Annotated in this window: 10 protein-coding genes and 1 pseudogene; 8 read left to right on the top strand and 3 right to left on the bottom strand. The window is 66.5% G+C overall.

Going from position 1 to position 18,963, the window contains the following annotated elements; genetic code table 11:
* Positions 1–13 precede the first annotated feature (13 nt).
* From FHT09_RS12835 to FHT09_RS12815, 5 genes and pseudogenes are all read left to right on the top strand, one after another.
* Positions 14–1,795 (top strand): autotransporter assembly complex family protein, encoded by a 1,782-nt coding sequence (locus FHT09_RS12835; protein ID WP_104607333.1) that lies wholly within the window; start codon positions 14–16, stop codon positions 1,793–1,795.
* Positions 1,792–5,646, top strand: coding sequence for a translocation/assembly module TamB domain-containing protein (locus FHT09_RS12830; protein ID WP_104607334.1), 3,855 nt, complete (start codon positions 1,792–1,794; stop codon positions 5,644–5,646). Before FHT09_RS12835 ends, FHT09_RS12830 begins: the two co-directional genes overlap by 4 nt.
* 293 nt (positions 5,647–5,939) lie before the next feature.
* On the top strand, positions 5,940–6,368 hold the full coding sequence (locus FHT09_RS12825; protein ID WP_104537592.1) for a hypothetical protein: 429 nt from the start codon (positions 5,940–5,942) through the stop codon (positions 6,366–6,368).
* A 10-nt stretch (positions 6,369–6,378) separates the two neighbouring features.
* Positions 6,379–6,828, top strand: a complete 450-nt coding sequence (locus tag FHT09_RS12820) for a 3-dehydroquinate dehydratase (RefSeq protein WP_181141458.1) — start codon at positions 6,379–6,381, stop codon at positions 6,826–6,828.
* Positions 6,809–7,037 (top strand): annotated as a pseudogene (locus FHT09_RS12815) (hypothetical protein). The gene FHT09_RS12820 and the pseudogene FHT09_RS12815 overlap by 20 nt, the downstream one beginning before the upstream one ends.
* 90 nt (positions 7,038–7,127) lie before the next feature.
* Here FHT09_RS12815 and FHT09_RS12810 read toward each other — a convergent pair.
* Positions 7,128–8,858: a PQQ-binding-like beta-propeller repeat protein gene (locus tag FHT09_RS12810; RefSeq protein ID WP_104607335.1), complete on the bottom strand. Its 1,731-nt coding sequence runs from the start codon at positions 8,856–8,858 to the stop codon at positions 7,128–7,130.
* 574 nt (positions 8,859–9,432) lie between these two features.
* Complete coding sequence (locus FHT09_RS12805) at positions 9,433–10,017, bottom strand: gluconokinase (protein WP_065049481.1); 585 nt, start codon at positions 10,015–10,017, stop codon at positions 9,433–9,435.
* 158 nt (positions 10,018–10,175) lie between these two features.
* Between FHT09_RS12805 and FHT09_RS12800 the strand changes: the two genes are divergently transcribed.
* The 3 genes from FHT09_RS12800 (at position 10,176) to FHT09_RS12790 (ending at position 18,276) form a co-directional block, all read left to right on the top strand.
* On the top strand, positions 10,176–11,558 hold the full coding sequence (locus FHT09_RS12800; protein WP_104607337.1) for an MFS transporter: 1,383 nt from the start codon (positions 10,176–10,178) through the stop codon (positions 11,556–11,558).
* 113 nt (positions 11,559–11,671) lie between these two features.
* Positions 11,672–13,975, top strand: a complete 2,304-nt coding sequence (locus FHT09_RS12795; RefSeq protein ID WP_260283682.1) for an NdvB protein — start codon at positions 11,672–11,674, stop codon at positions 13,973–13,975.
* 851 nt (positions 13,976–14,826) lie between these two features.
* Positions 14,827–18,276 carry a PAS domain-containing hybrid sensor histidine kinase/response regulator gene (locus FHT09_RS12790; RefSeq protein ID WP_166776017.1) on the top strand — a complete coding sequence of 1,150 codons (3,450 nt, stop codon included), beginning with the start codon at positions 14,827–14,829 and terminating at the stop codon, positions 18,274–18,276.
* A gap of 96 nt (positions 18,277–18,372) precedes the next feature.
* On the opposite strand, the gene FHT09_RS12785 is transcribed toward FHT09_RS12790, so the two are convergent.
* Positions 18,373–18,957, bottom strand: coding sequence for a manganese efflux pump MntP family protein (locus tag FHT09_RS12785; protein ID WP_104537915.1), 585 nt, complete (start codon positions 18,955–18,957; stop codon positions 18,373–18,375).
* Between the last annotated feature and the right edge of the window lie 6 nt (positions 18,958–18,963).

The raw sequence follows: 18,963 nt of genomic DNA, 5'->3' as shown, positions 1-18,963 counted from the left end.
GTATCCTTGGGCGATGCTTAAAGCCGCGTTTGCTCTCTCCCTGCTGTGCACCCTGTTCGTTCCGCTGCAAGCGGTTGCCCGGGCGACCATCGACAAGATCGAAATCAAGGGCTTGGACGACGACGACGACGCCGAGATGATCGAGAACATCGAGGTCTCCCTGTCTCTGTATGAGGCCGTCGGCAAGGAGCAGGGCGAGTCGCGACTGGAGTATCTGCTGGCGCAGGCCGAACGGCAGACGCGAGAAGCACTGGAACCGTTCGGCTATTACTCGCCGACCATCGATCTGGCCGCGCCGCGCACCGGTGACAAGGTGACGGTGGTGATCACCGTGGAGCGCGGCGAGCCGGTACGCGTGCGGCAGTCGCATATCTCGATCACCGGCTGGGCCGAGCAGGATCGTTACCTGGGCCAGGATCTCAAGCAGTTCGAACCGCGCGAAGGCCAGGTCTTCAGCCACCCGCAATACGAAGCGAGCAAGGTGCGCATCACCCGCCGGCTGGCCGAGCGCGGTTACTTCGATGCCGACTTCACCCAGCGCCGCGTCGCGGTGACGCGCGCCGAGCACGCCGCCGATATCGATCTGAACTGGGACAGCGGCCGCCGCTACGACATGGGCAAGGTGCGCTTCGACTACGACTATTTCCGTCCCGGCCTGTTCGAGCCGTTGGTGTATTGGGACGAGGGCAGCTACTACCACGAAGGCAAGCTGGATCGCCTGCGCGAGTCGCTGACCAAGCTGGATTACTTCAGCACCATCGATATCCAGCCCAAGCCGGAAGAAGCCGACGACCAGGGCCGGGTGCCGGTGGATGTGAAGCTCACCCGCGCCAAGCGCACCGTCTACACCTCCGGCTTGAGCTACGGCAGCGAGAGCGGCGCCGGTGTGCGTGGCGGCGTGGAGCGGCGCTACGTCAATTCGCGCGGCCACAAGATGGACACGCAGCTGGATTACGCGCAGAACCGCAAGAGCCTGACCACCAGCTACCGCGTGCCGGCATTCCGCTGGCTGGATGGCTGGTACACCGCGTCGGCGCGGCTCTATGACGAGCAGACCGACTACATCGACCTGCGCAACGTCAAACTCACCGGCAGCCGCAGTGGCCAGATCAACGAGCGCTGGAGTGCGATCGCCTCGATCAACGCCCTGCGCGAGCGCTGGCGGTTCAGCAGCGGCAGCGATTTCACCGATGCGGTCTACGAGACTTCGACGCTCATCTATCCGCAGTTGCAGGTCAATTACGTCAATGTCGACGACCGCCTGTTCCCGCGCAGCGGCGTGTCCGGGCAGGCGTTCATCCGCGGCGGTGCCGAAGGCGCCGGCTCGGATACCAATTTCGGCCAGCTCTACGGCCAGTTGCGCTGGTTCCTGGGGGCCGGCGACAACGGCCGGGTGATCCTGCGCGGCGAAGGCGGCACCACCTGGACCAGCGACCTGGTGGCGATGCCGCCGAGCCTGCGCTTCTTTGCCGGCGGCGCCAACAGCATCCGCGGCTATGCCTTCCGCGAAGTCGGCCCGCGCACCCCCAAGCCGGACGAATTCGCCCTCGGTGCCAAGCACGTGGTCACTGCCAGCGCCGAGTACGAGCATTACCTCAAGGGCGGCCCCTGGGGCGGCGCGGTGTTCGTCGATAGCGGCAGCGCCTTCGACGACACGCCCGACTGGCACACCGGTATCGGCTTCGGCCTGCGCTGGCGCTCGCCGGTGGGCCCGGTGCGCGTGGACATCGCGCACGGCCTGAACGACCCCGACTCCCAGTTCCAGCTCTACATCGATATCGGGGCCAACCTGTGAGCACACCGACGCCGCCCCCCGCACCGCGCCGCGCGCGTTTCTACCGCCGCCGCCGCTTCTGGGTGGGCTCCGGGCTGACCGTGCTGGGCCTGGTGTTGCTGGCGCTGATCGCGGTGTACTGGCTGCTGCAGACCGTGGCCGGGCGCGACGTGTTGCTGGCGCAGGTGACCGCGCGCCTGCCGGTCGGTGCCACCTTTACCTACGGCAAGGTCGAAGGCCCGGTGGCCGGCCCGCTGACCTTGCGCGATGTCGACTTCCGCTATCAGGACATCCACTTCACCGCCGAGCGCGTGTACCTGGAACCGGACCTGCGCCCGCTGCTCGGGCGCAAGCTGCAGCTGGATGCGGTGCAGGTCAGCAATGCCACCTTGAATCTGGGCAAGAGCGAGGAGTCGTTCACGCTGCCGAGCTGGCCCGAATCGCTGCCGCAGATCAACGTGCCGCTGGCGATCCAGGCCGACAAGATCGCCGTGGAGAATCTGCGCATCACCCAGCTGCAGCAGCCGATGATCGTCCTGCACAAAGTGCAGGGCGGGCTGGAAGTGGCCACCGGCGAACTGCGCACGCGCAATCTGGCGATCGATACCGACATGGGCGACTTCCGCCTGCACGGCGACTACGTGCCCAACGACGATTACCGCGCCGACCTCACCGCCACCGCGGTGCTGCCGGCCGCACGCGGGCGCACCCCGGCCAGCCTGGGGCTGGTGGCACGCGGCGATCTGGACAAGATGGAAGTGGCCATCGCCGGCCGCGCGCCGGCACCGCTGCAGGCCAGCCTGGTGTTCACCGGGCGCGACGATCCCACATGGGCCTTCAAGGCCGTCACCGACGCGCTGGATACCTCGCTGCTGATGCCGGCCACCGACGGGCAGTACGCCGCGCCGGCCACACCGATCGCGCTGAACCTGCAGGCCTCTGGCAAGGGCGGCAACGCCGACCTGCAAGGCAGCGTCAGGCAGGGCGAGTTGAGCGCCACCTTGCAGCCTTCGCACATCAGCCTGCTGGACCAGGTCATCACCGTCGCGCCGTTGGTGATCGATGCCTTCGAAGGCCGCGCGCAGTTGCGTGGGACTGCCGATTTTCGCGATGCGCAGAATCCGAGCTTCCGTTTTGCGGTCAACGCCAGCGGCCTGCGCTTCACCCCGACGCCGGACCCGGCCACCCCCGATGCGCCGGTGGTGCCGGTGCAGTTGGTCGACGCGCGTCTGGGCGTGGCCGGTAACCTGAAGGCGTGGGCGGCGATCGGTCGCGCCACGCTGGAGCGCGATGGGCAGCAGGCTGCGCTGGTGTTCGACAGCCGCGGCAACGATCAACGTGCGCAGCTCAAGCAGGTGCAGGCCAAGACCCCGGGCGGCGCGCTGGATCTCACCGGCGAAGTGGGCTGGACCCCGGAGCTGCAGTGGGATGTCACTGCCCAACTGGCCAAGTTCGATCCGGGCTACTTCGCGCCGGGCTGGAACGGCAATCTCTCCGGCAAGGTCGCTTCCAAGGGCCGCCAGTTGCCGGCACCGGCTGGTGGCGTGTCGCCGGGCTTCGAGGCCACTGCGGATATCCCCAGCCTGACCGGCCGGCTGCGTCAACGCGCGCTGTCGGCCAACGGCAAGTTCGCCCTGCGTGGTGAACAGGGCGAGGGACAATTGCAGCTGTCGCTGGGCAATAGCCGCATCACTGCCAAGGGCAAGGTCGGCGACCAGCTGGATATCGCCGCGCAACTGCAGCCGCTGCAGCTGGACGATGTCTTGCCCGGCGCCACCGGTACGATGCGCGGGCAGCTGCAGGTCAGCGGCCGTCGCGACGCGCCCGACATCACCGCCGACCTCGTCGGCAACGGCTTGCGCTGGAACGACTACAGCGCGCAGAGCATCAGCTTGCGCGGGCGTCTGCCATGGCGCGGCAGCGACGGACAACTGGCCTTGCAGGGCACCGCGATCGAAGCCGGCGTGGTGCTGGACAGCGTGCGCGTGCAGGCACGCGGCGCGGTGGAAGCGCTGCGCCTGGATGCCGCTATCGCCAACAGCATGGCCAACGTCGCGCTGCAGGGCGATGTCCGTCGCACTGGCGAGCGCTGGCAGGGCCAGGTCGCCACGCTGCGGATCGCACCGGCCAAGGGCGATGCCTGGGCGCTGCGCCAGCCGGCGCAGTTCAGCACCGATGGCGCGGCATTTACCCTGTCCGATACCTGCCTGGGCGCGGCCACCGGCGGCGCGCTGTGCGCCAGCGCCAACTGGCCGCGCGACGGCATGGTGGTGCACGGCGATGCACTGCCGCTGTCGCTGGTGCAGCCGTGGCTGCCCAAGCAGCAGGGGCGGCAGATCTATCTACGCGGCGAGCTTGCGCTCGATGGCAGCTTCAAGCCGCGCGGCAATGCCTGGGAAGGCTCGTTCCGCATCGCCTCGCCCGAAGGCGGCATCCGCCTGGGCGAAACCCGCTACGCGGCGGTGGCCGGCAATCCCAATCGCGGCGAGTTGCTGCGCTACGACCAGTTCAGCGTGCAGGCCGATTTCACCCCGCAGCAGATCCAGGCCAAGCTGGGTATCGGCTTCCAGGGCGCCGGCTTTGTCGATGCCAAGTTCAACACCGGCTGGGATGCGTACGCGCCGCTCAACGGCGAGCTGTATCTCAATATGTCGCGGCTGTACTGGCTGGAGCTGGTGGTGGCCGACGTGGTGCAGCCCAAGGGCCTGGTCGAAGGCCATGTGAGCCTGCGCGGCACCCGCGACAAGCCGCTGCTGGGCGGCGACGCCACCTTGAGCAATTTCACTGCTGAATATCCGTCGATGGGTTTGACCCTGAGCGAGGGCAAGGGCCGCTTCGACGCGCTACCGGATGGCTCGGCCAAGATCACTGCTTCTGCCAAGTCGGGGCAGGGCACGCTCAACATCGATGGCGGGCTGTCGTGGTTCGGCACCAGCACGCCGCTGCTGCTGAATATCCGCGGCGAAAACGTGCTGGCCTACAACACCAGCGAGTTGCGCATCATTGCCAACCCGGACATGCAGTTCGGCATCACCGACAACACCATGCAACTGCGTGGCAAGGTTACCGTGCCCGAAGCCGACATCGACCTGGAACGCCTGGATCGCGGCACCTCGGTATCCGAGGACGTGGTGGTGCTGGACCCGGTGGATCCGGAAGAAGCGCCCGCTTCGCCGCTGGATATGGACCTGGCCATCGTGCTTGGCGACAAGGTCAACATGAGCGGCTTCGGCCTGAAGGGCGGGCTGAGCGGGCAGATGCAGATCCGCGCCCGCCCGGGCCGCGAAATGACTGCCAACGGCGGGCTGGACGTGCGCGGCCGCTACAAGGCCTACGGCCAGGACCTGACCATCAGCCGCGGCCAGCTGACCTGGAACAACAACATCGTCTCCGACCCGCGCGTGAGCCTGCGCGCCGAGCGCAAGGTCGGCGATGTCACCGCCGGCATCGACGTCAGCGGCCGTGCTGAATCACCACGTGCCGATGTGTGGTCCGAGCCGGCGATGTCGCAATCCGAAGCGCTGTCGTACCTGGTGCTCGGCCGCGGCCTGTCCACCGCCAGCAGCGACGAAACCCAGCAGGTCAGCGCCGCCTCGGCCGCCCTGTCGGCCGGCAGCAGCCTGATCGCCTCGCAGATCGGCGCCAAGCTCGGCCTGGACGAAGCGGGGGTGAGCGAATCCAGCACCGTCGGCTCGGTGGTGGGCTTCGGCAAGTACCTTTCGCCAAAACTCTACGTTGGCTACGGCGTCTCGATGGTCGGCAGCGGCTCGGTCTTGACACTGAAATACTTGCTCAGCCGCGGCTTCGATATCGAAGCCGAATCCAGCACGGTGGAGACCAAGGGCTCGGTGAACTGGCGGCGGGAGAAGTAACCGCCACTCGTGCATCGGCGCATCGACGGTGTGTGGTGTTGTATTGCGTCAGGTCAGGACATGACGCAATGCGGATGTCCGGGATGTCCGGGATGTTCGGCCGTGTGTAAGGCATGGCCAGGTCGAGCGCTGCGGTTATCTAGAACCGGCCCGCGACGTTGCGGGCAGGGCACGCCGGCATCGTGCAGGCATTACGCACTCTTTATGCGCGCACGCCAGGGTGCAGATAGCCCCTTTATGCCCGGCAGGCCTACCTTGGCACTCCCGCACTGTGGTGCGTTGAGTCGAACACGATGTGTATCCTGATTTTGCAAGGTCCGCAGGCCGATCCGGCGCCGTTGTTGCCGATGCAGTTGCCCGAGTGTGCTGGCCGAACGTTGCGCATGCTGGCGTATGCGGATGTCGATAGCTTGATCGCTGGGTTACAGGCCGCTGGTGCCGATGTCGAGGTGGAGCTGGTGTTGTTGGACTCAGGAGATCTTTCGCCGTCCGCGCATGTGCATGCGAAAACCTTGCGCGCCGCATTGGATGCGCTACCCACGCCCTATATTGAGCTGCACACCGATGCAGCGCAGGAGCTGGAGCCGTGGCTGCATCCGCAGCATGCGCCGCTGGCGGTGGTGATTACGCCGCACGATGCGCCGCGCGCCTATGCGATGTCGCTGGGTATTGCGGCGCGTTGTCTGCCGTCGCTGTGCGCGCCCTTGCGCGCCGCCGCCTGAGGAAGCCGCCATGTCGATCATGATCGTGCGTGGGCCGGAGGCGGCGATGCCGCTGGTGCGTGGGCCGCAGCCGTTGCCGCGGGCCGTCATTCGGCAGCTGGTGCAGTGTGCCGGCGACGCGGGCAAGACGGTGGCCTTGCGTGCCTGCGGGTCGGAGCAGGATCTGCTGGATGCCTTGCGCGTGGCCGGGCAGGCGCGGATGGAAATCGCGCTGATCGATCCGGGCAGCTGCGTGGACAGTGCGCGCCTGCACCATGTGCTCAGCGCGTTGCCGTATCCGTTCGTGGAGGCTCACGACGATAGCGTAGACCGTCCGGAGCGTTGCCTGCCGGAGGGGTTCGGGCAACGCATTGCGACGGTGCGCGGTTACTGCGCGCAGAGCTATCTACTCGGGCTGGAAATCGCGTTGGAACATCTGGGCTGCACGGAGATCCAGGGCGATGTCCACGTCGGTACCTGAGTTGCGCCAGCTGCATTACTTCGCCGACTACGAAGGTTACTGCGACGGTCGGCCGGTGCTGTGGGGGGCAACTGGCCCACAGCGTGGACGTGCCTGCCGATGGCGTGCTGGATGCAGCGGGGCTGGTCACTGCGTTGCGCCGCCGTGCGGCCGAGGCGCACGGGCTGGAAGCGGGGCAGATCCGCTTGTGCCAAGTCACGCGCCTGTAGCCGCGTTACACACAACGACGCCACCCGAAGGTGGCGCCGTCGTTCTGCCGTGATTGCGCGTCGCTCGACGCAGATCACATGGGTTGACGCTTACTTGGCGGGGCTGGCCTCCGGCACGAACTTGGTCAGCTGGTTGGCCGTTGCGGCAGTACCGAAGTTGAAGCGGCCGTAGCCGGCGCCCCAGTACAGCGCACCGTCCACGATGGCCGGCGAGCTGATCACCGAGCCGGTGGCGTCGTGGTTCCACAGCGTGGCGCCGGTGTCGGTGTCGAGGGCGACCATGTTGCCGGCCATCGAACCGGCGTAGAGCAGGTTCGGCGACACCGTCAGCGAGCCCTGGCCGCCGGCCGGCACGTTCGGATTCACGCGGTTGATGCCGGGCACCTTGACCTGCCACTTGATCTTGCCGGTGGCGGCATCCAGCGCCGCCCACGAGCCGCCGTTGTGGCTCTGGGTATTCTCAGGCCCCAGCGTATAGGTGGCGTTGGTGCTGTTGTTGATGGCCACATAGACCTGCGACTTGTACGGGTCGAACGCAGTGCCCCACTCGACGCCGCCAGTGGTGCCGCCGGGGCCGACCTGGGTCGACCAGACCTTGGCACCGGTCTTGGCGTCGAAGGCCCAGTAGATGCCGCTCTTCTGCCCTGCGCCGACCAGCTGCTGCGCCTTGCCATCGCGCCACACGGTGAACAGCTGCACGCCAGCGCCACCGAAGTCGTAATCAGGTCCGGTCAGGTTGGTTGCCTGGGTGTTCGGGCACAGGCCATTGGTGGGCGCCACGATGCACGACAGGTTCCAGGCGTCGTAGCCTTGTGCACGGTCGGCCCAGACCAGCTTGCCGGTGTCCAGATTCAGCGAGATCACCGAGTCGACGTAGTTGTCCGGCGCCATGCACGCCAGTTCGTCCTGCACGGTGAGTTCACTGCCGCGGTAGGAGCGCGCGTTGGAGACGCAGTTACCCACGCTGGCGGGAATGTTGTAGTTGTTGCCGGTGCCGAAATACAGACGGCGGCTGATCGGGTCGATCGCCACCTGGCCCCACACCGATGCGCCGGTATAGCCCTCGGGCACGTTGTAGAACTGCCATACCTTCTTGCCGGTGTTCAGATCCAGCGCCACCACGCTGCCGCGGAAACTGAAGGTGTGGGTCGGATCGAGATTGCCCCAGTCGCCGGAGGACACGGGCACGTAAACGCGGTTGCCGTAGATGACCGGCGAAGAGGTGATGCGCGCCTGCGGGTTGGCTTCGGCGGTGGTCTTCCACAGCAGCTTGCCGGTCTTCTTGTCGATGGCCAGCACGGTGCCGGCGGCCTGGTCGCCGACGATGATGCTGTTGGCGCTGATGGCCGGGGTGTTGCGCGTCACCGAGTTGGCATTGCCGGTGTAGTCGGACAGCTTGGCCTGCCAGTTCGGCTTGCCGGTCTGGGTGTCGACGCTATACAGCGTGCCGCCCCAGTCGGGCACGTACAGCGTTCCACCTTCCACGCTCGGCGTGGCCGAGATGTCGCCGGTGGTGGTCAGGGTCCAGGCCGGCTTGAGGGTGCTGGCAGTGGTGCGATTGATCTTCCACTCGCCCGGCGCGAAGCGCTGGTTCAAGTAGCCGCCACCGGCGGTGGTCCAGCTGCTGGGGCTGGCGAACGGCAGTTGATTGCCGAAGCTGCGCCAGATCTGGCCGGAGCGTGCGAAAGCCTGGGTATCCAGCGACGATACCGACTGTTGTGCGGCTGCGGGGCCGGCCTGGGCAAAGGCCACTGCGCTGGCAAGCAGGCAGGGAACGAGCGTCAAACTGCGAAATCGCAAGCGGCGAATTGAATGTGTCATCACGGCATGTCCATAGATGGAAGGAAGCGCTGGATCCCCCCAGATCTGCCGAGTGAAGATGGCCGATTGTGGCGACCGTGCAACACAACAAGGTCGCCGCATTCATTCAGCGGTCGGGTCCGCTCGCATCTGGTGCCACCAGCTCGAAAAAATTGCGTTCAGCACGCTCGTTATTCGCACAAATGGTGAGGATTCATCGTTGATGGCGCCATTGCGATAGAAAAAATGATTGGTCGCGGCGTGTGTGTATTTGCCAGCAAATCAATGGTCTGCAAAAAGTAACCAGGAAATGTTGCGCTACCTTGTGAGGCTGGCCACTGTGTTGAACAGAGCGCCTCACCCCGCGGGGCGAGAAGGCACGGTTTGCGCGCCACTGGCGCGCCTGCCTTGGAGCGCCCGCGTCGCAAACGCGGGCCGGGGCGCGGAGCGGGGCGTGGGGTGGGGTGGGGGTACGGGGCGAAGCTTCTGTGTCGTCAAAATGCACGAGGCTTCGCACGTCCCCTCATCCGCCCCTTCGGGGCATCTTCTCCCGCTGGGAGAAGGGAACAGCCCTGTTGCTGCGTTATCCGGCGCGTTATGCGCTTTGAGGCGAGGGCACGGCGGTGTGCACTGCAGCGGGAGCGATCAGCGCCAACTGCGCGATCGCATCCTGCACCACCTCCGCCACCGTGGCGTCCACATCCACCGACACCACATCGGCTTCGTCCAGCGGCAATTCCAGGGTCTGCAACTGGCTGTCCAGCAGGCTGGCCGGCATGAAGTGGCCGGCGCGTGCGCTCAGGCGTGCGGCGATCACGTGCGGGGCCGCGTGCAGGAACACGAAGCGGATCGGAATGCCGCTGCGGCGCAGCAATTGACGGTGCGTGCCGCGCAAGCCCGAGAACGCGAGCACCACCGACTCGCCGGCCTGTACGCAGTCACGCAAGGTGGCCGCCAGCAACTCCACCCACGGCAGACGCATCGCATCGGTGAGTGGCTGGCCGGCGGCCATCTGCGCGCGTGCGGCCACGCTGTGGTAGTCGTCGGCATCCAGAAAACGGTAGCCGTAATGCGCTGCCAGGGCCTGCGCGATGGTGGTCTTGCCGCTGCCGGAAACGCCCATCACCACGATGGCCAGGGGCGAAGCGGACGCGGGTGTAGCGGGGGCGGCGGTGTCCATCACGTCAGGTTATATCTCCGGATCGATTCGGCATTTTGCCGGATTTCACGTTGGCGGCAGTCGATGCGTGGTGTAGCGTCGGCGCTCCTCGCCAGGTGCGCGGGCCGCCCAGCGTAACGGCGCGCTCGGCCGGGTTCAACGCACCCCAAGGTCTGCCGATGACGTCATCGCCTGCAACGTCTCCTGCATCGGCGCGCCTGCGCTGGCGCGAAAAGCTGGGCTACGGTGCCGGCGATCTGGGCCTGAATCTGTACTGGGCCAACATCTCCGCATTCCTGTTGATCTTCTACACCGACACCATGCATCTGCCGGCAGCAGCGGTGGGCACGATGATCCTGTTGACCAAGATCGCCGATGCGATCGCCGATCCGGCGATGGGTGCACTAGCCGATCGCACGCGCAGCCGCTGGGGTAAATTCCGCCCGTATCTGTTGTGGGGCGCCGTGCCGATGGCGGTGACCGGCGTGCTCGCCTACACCACGCCCGCGCTGGATCAGAACGGGCGCATGTGGTGGGCCACGATCAGCTTCCTGGTGATGATGCTGGCCTACACGGTGGTGAGCATTCCGTACTCGGCATTGTCCGGCGTGATCACCGCCGACAGCAGCCAGCGCACCAGCTTGATCAGCCTGCGCTTCATCGCCGCGTTCGCCGGCACCACGTTGGTGAATTACTGCACCCTGGATCTGGTGGCCTGGTTCGGCGCCGGCAACGATGCGCTGGGCTGGCAGCGCACCATGATGCTGTACGGCGCGGTGGCGGTGGCGCTGTTCGTCACCGTGGCGCTGACCACGCGCGAGCGCGTACAGCCACCGCCGCAACAGCGCACGCCGATCCGCCGGGATATCGCCGACCTGCTGCAGAACAAGCCGTGGTGCGTGCTGTTCGTGCTGTCGCTGATCATCATGATCACCATTGTCATGCGCGGTGGGGCGGGCGTGTATTACCTCAAGTACTACGTGCAGCGGACGGATCTGACCGGGCTGTTTCTGGGCGGCTATTCGGTGTCGCTGGCAGTGGGCGCGGCGATCACGCCGTTGCTGACACGGCATTGGGACAAGCGCCAGTTGATGACCGCGCTGATGGCGGTGGTGGGCGTGTTGAGTTGCCTGATGTTTTTCATTCCTGCCGATGCGGTGTGGGCGATCTTTGCGCTGAACATGCTGATCGGGCTGGCATTGGGGCCGAAGTCGCCGCTGGCATTTTCGATGTATGCCGACAGCGCCGACTACACCGAATGGCGCACCGGCCGGCGCGCCACCGCGATGACCTTCGCCGCCGCGACCTTCTCGCAAAAGCTCGGTGGCGCGCTGGCGTCGGCCGGCATTGCCTGGGTGCTGGCGGGCATGGGCTATGTGGCCAACAGTGCGCAGTCGGCGGGGTCGTTGACCGGCATCGTGCTGCTGCTGACGGTGATCCCGGGCGCGGTGGCGCTGCTGGCAGCCTGGACCATGCGTTTCTATCCGCTCGATGATGGCTTGTTGCGCCGCATCCAACACGAACTGGCCGCGCGCAAGCGCGACGAACCGGAGCACCGTTGACCGTGTCTGCACTCTCCCACGCCGATTCCTGTTCCACGTCCAACGACGATCTTTCCGCGTTGCTCGCGCCCAGCGCCGACGGCACGCGCTATGCGCTCTACAGCCCCACCGCGATGCCGAACGCGGGCGGGTTCTTGTGGAACCGCCGCATGATGCTGCAGCTGACCTGCCGTGGTTACGCCACCGGGCAGTTCATGCAGCCGGAACCGGCCAAATACGCGCATGCGCCGCTGCTGGAAGCGCGCAACTTCATGATGCCCGAGCAGCCGTACTACGCGCATCATCCCGGGCGCTTCTTCTATCTCAAGGACGAAGACAGCGGCGCGTTGTATTCGGTGCCGCACGAGCCGGTGCGCGCAACGCCGGAACAGTTCGAGTTCTCGGCGGGCAAGCACGACGTGCGCTGGCGGGTGCGCCACGACGGCATCGTGGTGGACCTGTGCGTGGCGTTGCCCACCGACGATGCGGTGGAACTGTGGGAATGCCGCGTGCATAACCAGTCCGGGCGTACCCGCCGGCTCAGTCTGTATCCGTATTTCCCGATCGGCTACATGTCGTGGATGCATCAGGGTGGCGCTTACGAGCCGGCGCTGGGCGGCATCGTCTGCCGTAGCGTGGCGCCGTACCAGAAGGTGGACGATTATTTCCGTCAACGCGATTTCAAGGACTGCACCTTCCTGCTGCACGAGCAGCCGCCGGTGGCCTGGGATGCGCAGCAGATGGCCTTCGAAGGCGAGGGCGGCCTGCATGTGCCCTCGGCCATCCAGGCCGAGCAGCTGGGCAACAGCGATGCGCACTACGAGAACCCGGCCGCCGCGTTGCAGTATCGGCTGACGCTGGAGGCCGATGCGGCACGCGTCTATCGCTTCGCGTTCGGGCCGGCCCGGGACGACGCAGAAATCGCCGCGCTGCGTGCGCGTTATCTGTCCGAAGCCGGCTTTGCCGCCGCCGCGCGCGATTACGTGCAGTATCTGCAGGGCGGGCAGGGCTGCGTGCAGGTCGCCACGCCCGATCCGGCCCTGGACAACCTGGTCAATCATTGGTTGCCGCGGCAGGTGTTCTATCACGGCGATGTCAATCGCCTGACCACCGATCCGCAGACGCGCAACTATCTGCAGGACCACATGGGCATGGCCTACCTGCAGCCTGCCACCGCACGCGCGGCGTTGTTGCACGCGCTCTCGCAGCAGGAACCCAGCGGTGCGATGCCGGACGGCATCCTGCTGGTGGAAGGCGCCGAGCTGAAATACATCAACCAGGTGCCGCATACCGATCACTGCGTGTGGTTGCCGATCTTCCTGAGCGCCTATCTGGCCGAAACCGGCGATGCCAGCGTGCTCGATGCGGTGGTCCGCACGCACGATGGACAGGCGCTCAGCGTGGCCGAGCGACTGGATGCGGCGATGCAGTGGCTGCTGGACGCGCGCGATGCACGTGGATTGAGTTTCATCGCGCAGGGCGATTGGTGCGACCCGATGAACATGGTCGGCTGGCGCGGCAAGGGTGTGTCCGGCTGGCTTACCGTGGCCACCGCGTATGCGCTGCGGCTGTGGTCGGGCATCTGTGCAGCGCATGGGCGAAGCGCGCAGGCGGACACGTTTGCGCAGGCCGTACAGGCGATCAACGCCGATGCCAACCGCGAACTGTGGGACGGCAACTGGTATGCGCGCGGCATCACCGACGATGGCATGCGTTTCGGTATCGCCGAGGATGTGGAGGGACGCATCTATCTCAATCCGCAGAGCTTTGCGCTGCTGGCCGGCACCGCCGATAGCGCGCAGCGCGAAGCCTTGCTGGAGGCGGTGCGCGAGCAGCTGCATACGCCGTACGGCCCGGTGATGCTGGCCCCGGCCTACACGCGGATGCGCGATGACGTGGGCCGGTTGACGCAGAAGTGGCCGGGCGCCGCGGAAAATGGCGCGGTCTACAACCACGCGGCGGCGTTCTACCTGTACAGCCTGTACCAGATCGGCGAAGCCGACCGCGCCTGGGAGATCCTGCGCGCGCTGCTGCCCGGCCCCACCCGCGAGGACGTGCTGCAGCGTGGTCACCTGCCGGTGTCGTTGCCCAACTACTACCGCGGTGCCTGGCACCAGTACCCGCGCACGGCCGGGCGTTCCAGCCAGCTGTTCAACACCGGCACGGTGGCCTGGGTGTATCGCTGCGTGCTGGAAGGTCTGTTCGGCCTGGTCGGCGAAGGCGATGCATTGGCGATCCGTCCGCAGCTGCCCTCGCACTGGCCGCAGGCGCGGGCGACGCGCCAGTTCCGCGGTGCGCAGTTCGAGGTGACGCTGACGCGTGAACCGGGGCGTCGCGACATCGAGGTACTGGTGGACGGCGAAGCCAGCCCGGATCAGCGCGTTCACGACATCGCGGCTGGCCGCACCTATCAGGTGCAGGTGCGCCTGCCTGGCTAGGGGAGGCTAACGAAACTCGGCGTCCGCCCGCGTGATGGAGCGCCGTAGTTTTGATGGTGCCGCATGTTTGTTGGATGAATCCGAACAGATAAGGCTCCTTGGCGGCATCCATGCCGCCAAGGGTCCCGCAATCGGCGAGGACACGGCACCAGGAAGTTGGTCGGCCGTTTGGTGAAAACTGCTTGTTGCAAAGCCTTGCGTTGGTTCGCCGTAAGTTTTGTAGGTTGCCTGCTGAAAATCTGTCTTTTGTCAGGCGCGACGGATGATTCGGACGCATCACGACTCGAACAACGGTGCGTCACGCTCTGCTTGCAACCACATACCGATCATCTCGACCGGTCCTTGCCCGCCCACCGTCGCGGGACCTTACGCGGCATGGATGCCGCGTAAGAGCCTACATGGACGTACTTGCGGCGTGTCCTGCGATGGTGGGCGGGCAAGGGCCCTGCAATCAGGCCCCAGATCAGCCGCTCTGCAGCCCAGCCGCAGCCCAGCCGCCCAGCAGCGAAGGCCCAGATCATCCGCTCTGCATAGACAGCCCGAAGGCGTTTTATCAGCCGCTCCAAGAGCGACACACAAAACGGCTGGGCGCACTATCAGGCGGGCACAGCCGTCGTCCGGCGCGGCATCCACCACACGCTCTACGCCACCTACGCCACTGACCGCACAGAACCCCCGCGTTTTCGATGCACCTTTTCCCACTCGAGCTGCGCCAAGGGTCAAGCCGTGTCCCGCTGTTGCGATTCCCGACTCCCGACTCCCGACTCCCGACTCCCGATTCCCCAATCCCCAATCCCCAATCCCCACTGCGTAAACTCCCAGGCTCGCAAAGCGCCGCCTAGGAACGCCCCTTGGTATCAAGCTGGATCCTGCTGCTGGTTTCCGTCGGCTATGCCGCGCTGCTGTTCGGCGTGGCGTGGTGGGGCGACCGCCGCCCGCTGTATCCGGAGCGGCCTTGGCTGCGGCCGGCGGTCTACAGCCTGGCGCTGGCGGTGTACTGCTCGTCGTGGACCTTCTACGGCGCGGTCGGCTCGGCGGTGCGCAACGGCATCGGCTATCTGCCGATCTACCTGGGCCCGCTGCTGTTGCTGCTGTTCGGCTGGCGCATCATCGAGCGGCTGGCGCTGATCGCACGTGCCGAAAACACCGTCTCCATCGCCGATTTCATTTCTTCGCGCTATGGCCGCTCGCGGCGGCTGGCGGCGTTGGTGGCGGTGATCGCGCTGGTCGGCATCGTTCCGTATCTGGCGCTGCAGTACAAGGCAGTGGCAATGAGCCTGGAGGTGCTGACCGGGCATAGCAGCGCCGGGCGCGGCATCTTTGCCGATCCGGCGTTGTACGTGGCGCTGCTGATGGCCTTGTTTGCGACCTTGTTCGGCACCCGCCAGGTCGATGCCACCGAACATCACCGCGGCATGATGCTGGCGATCGCGCTGGAGTCGGTGATCAAGTTGGTCGCCATCGTCGCAGTGGGCCTGTTCGCCTGGGTGTGGCTGAGCGATCACCAGATGCCCATCGCCGACTCGGCGCGCACCTTGTTCGAGCACACCCCGTCGATGGGGTTCATTTCGCAAACCTTGCTGAGCTTTCTGGCGGTTATCTGCCTGCCGCGCCAGTTCCATGTGGCGGTGGTGGAATGCAGCGACGTGGGCGACATCCGTCGCGCGCGCTGGTGGTTCGGCGCCTATCTGGTGATCATCTCGGCGATGGTCGTGCCGATCGCATCGGCCGGCATGGCCCTGTTCGGCAAGGGCAGCACGGTGGTCGACGACGCGGTGGTGCTGGCGCTGCCGCTGAGTCAGGGCAATACCGTGCTGGCATTGGTGGCCTATGTGGGCGGGTTTTCCGCCGCCACCGGCATGGTGATCGTGGCCAGCATCGCGTTGGCCACCATGATCAGCAACGACCTGGTGATGCCGGTGCTGCTGCGCCGCCGTGGCAGCGCCGATGCGCGCGCGGCAGTGGCGTCGCGGGTGTTGTGGATCCGTCGCGTCGCCATCCTGTTGCTGGCGTTGATCGCCTACGGCTACCACCGCAGCGTGGCCAACGACACCACCTTGGCGGCCTACGGCCTGATGGCCTTTGCGGCAGTGGCGCAGTTCGCCCCCGGCGTGATCGGCGGGCTGTACTGGCGCGGGGCCAGCCGCAGGGGCGTGGAGACCGGCATGGTGCTGGGCTTCATGACCTGGATCTACACGCTGCTGCTGCCGGCTGCCACGCGCGCAGGATGGATGCAGCCGGACTGGCTGGTGGACGGGCCGTTCGGCATCGCCTGGTTGCAGCCGCAGCAGCTGTTCGGCATGCGTGGCTGGGACCCGCTGGCGCACGGCACGTTCTGGTCGCTGCTGATCAATGTCGGCGCAATGATGCTGGTTTCCGCACGCTGGCGCCCCGGGGTGGACGAACGCCTGCGCGCCGCCCCATTCCTGGACCCGTACGCACAGCGTCCGGCGGTGGCCGGCGACTGGCCCGGGCATGTGCGCGTTGCCGACCTGCAGGCCCTGGCCGAGCGCGTGGTGGGCGAGCGGCATGCGCACCGCGCCTTCGTCGACCAGGCGGCGCTGCTGGAGCGCGAGCTGCAACCCAGCGTGGTAGCCGATCGCGCCTGGGTGCAGTTCACCGAACGCCTGCTGGCCGCCTCGATCGGTGCGGCCTCCGCACGCCTGGTGCTGACCAGCCTGTTGCGCGGCTCGGGCATGGACCTGGGCGAGGTGGTGGCGGTGCTGGACGAGGCCGGCCAGGAGCTGCGCTTCAATCGCGAAATCCTGTCCACCACGCTGGAAAACATCAGCGCGGCGGTCAGCGTGGTCGACCCGGAAATGCGCCTGACCGCCTGGAACCGCCGCTATCAGCAGCTGTTCGGCTATCCGGACGGGATGCTGTATGTCGGCCGCCCGGTGGCGGATCTGATCCGCTACAACGCCGAGCGCGGCGAGCTGGGCGAGGGCGATATCGAAGATCAGATCGATCGCCGTATCCGTCACATGCGCGCCGGCTCGCCGCATGTGTTCGAGCGCACCCGCAGCGACGGCAAGGTGATCGAGATGCGCGGCCAGGCGCTGCCCGGCGGCGGTTATGTCACCAGCTACAACGACATCACCGACTACAAGCGCGCCGAACGCGCGCTGCTGGACGCCAACGAGAACCTGGAACAGCGCGTGGCCGACCGCTCGCGCGAGGCCGAGCTGGCGCAGCAATCCAAGACGCGCTTTCTGGCTGCGATCAGCCACGACGTGTTGCAGCCGCTCAATGCCGCGCGGCTGTTCGCCTCGGCCCTGCGCGAGAGCCATCAGAACAACGAGGAGCAACGCCACCTGGCCGAGCGCGTGGATGCCTCGCTGCGCGCGGCCGAGGAGTTGCTCGATGGCCTGCTCGACGTCTCGCGGCTGGACGCCGGCGGCCTGCGGCCCACGGTCGAGGATTTCGATGCCAGCGCGTTGATGCACGAACTGGCCGCGCAATATGCGCCGGTGGCGTCCAGCCGCGGCCTGCAGCTGCAGGTGCATTGCCGCCCGTTGTGGGTGCGCAGCGACCGCCGCCTGCTGCGCAGGGTGATGCAGAACTTCCTCGCCAATGCGCTGCGCTACACGCGCCAGGGCCGCATCGTGCTGGGCATGCGCGGCCGCGGCGACCAGGTGGAGCTGCAGGTATGGGATACCGGCCCGGGCATTCCCGAGCACCACATGCGGCAGATCTTCGAAGAATTCCGCCGCTATCAGCAGCCGTTCGACTGGGGCGAGCAGGGCCTGGGGCTGGGCCTGTCGATCTGCCAGCGCATCTCGCGCCTGCTCGACCACGACCTGAGCGCGCGCAGCCAGGTCGGCCGCGGCAGCATGTTTTCGATCCTGCTGCCACGTGTGGCGGCAGTCCCGCTGCCGCCGGCAAGGCCGGTGGCCGTTGCGCGCGCGCTGCCCAGCGGCGATTCGCTGGCGGGCCTGCGCGTGCTGTGCGTGGACAACGACCGCGAAATCCTCGACGGCATGCGCGCGCTGCTCGGTCGCTGGCAGGTGGAGGTGATCACCGCCAGCACGGTGGATCAGGCGCTGGAACGCGCGCGCGAACAACCGGACCTGATGCTGGTCGATTACCACCTGCACGACCGGCTCGATGGCCTGGACACGCTGGATGCGCTGCAGGCCGTCGCCACCGCACCGATTGCCGGCGCCCTGCTCACCGCCGATGGTCGCGACGAACTCAAGCAACTGGCGCGTGCGCGTGGCTATCGCCTGCTGACCAAACCGGTGAAGCCGGCCTCGCTACGCGCGTTCCTGAGTGCGCATCACGATGCGAAAACGCGCTGACGGGTGCGACTGCAGCGTAGGAGCGTGCCTGCGCGCGATTGGGCGTTACCGATAACGCTCCGTCGCGCGCAGGCACGCTCCTACGAGGGGAGGTGCTTACGCTGCGCCGCTCAGGTGTTCGTAGAGGATGACGCTGCCGACGATCACCAGGATCAAGCCGCCGAGGATCTCGGCGCGCTTGCCGATCAGGTTGCCGAGCACGCGGCCCAGCATGACGCCTGCAGTGACCATGCTGAAGGTGCACAGCCCGACCACCACCGCCACCACGCCGATATGCACGTCCAGAAACGCCAGGCTCACGCCGACCGCCATCGCATCGATGCTGGTGGCAAAACCGGTGGTGGCCAGGGCCAGCAAACCATGCCGTTTCGGCGTCTCGGACGTTGCTTCTTCAGCGTCGTCCGCATCGTGTCGCAGCCCGGCCACGATCATGTGCGTGCCCAGCGCACCGAGCAGCACGAACGCGATCCAGTGGTCGTAGTCGGAGACGTAGCTGGACGCGGCGCGCCCCAGCAGCCAGCCGATCACCGGGGTGATCGCCTCGATGCAGCCGAAGATCAAGCCGGCGCGTAGCGCATCGCGCCACTGCGGCTTGCGCATCGCCGCGCCCTTGCCGATCGCCGCGGCAAACGCATCGGTCGACATCGCGAAACCGATCAAAACAATGGAAAAAGGGGACATCGGCAT

Origin of the sequence: Xanthomonas sp. CFBP 8152 (assembly GCF_014199025.1) — a bacterium.
GTDB classification, from domain to species: domain Bacteria; phylum Pseudomonadota; class Gammaproteobacteria; order Xanthomonadales; family Xanthomonadaceae; genus Xanthomonas; species Xanthomonas arboricola_B.
The sequence above is the reverse complement of the archived record's forward strand: the minus strand, read 5'-3'. Positions and strand labels throughout refer to the sequence as shown.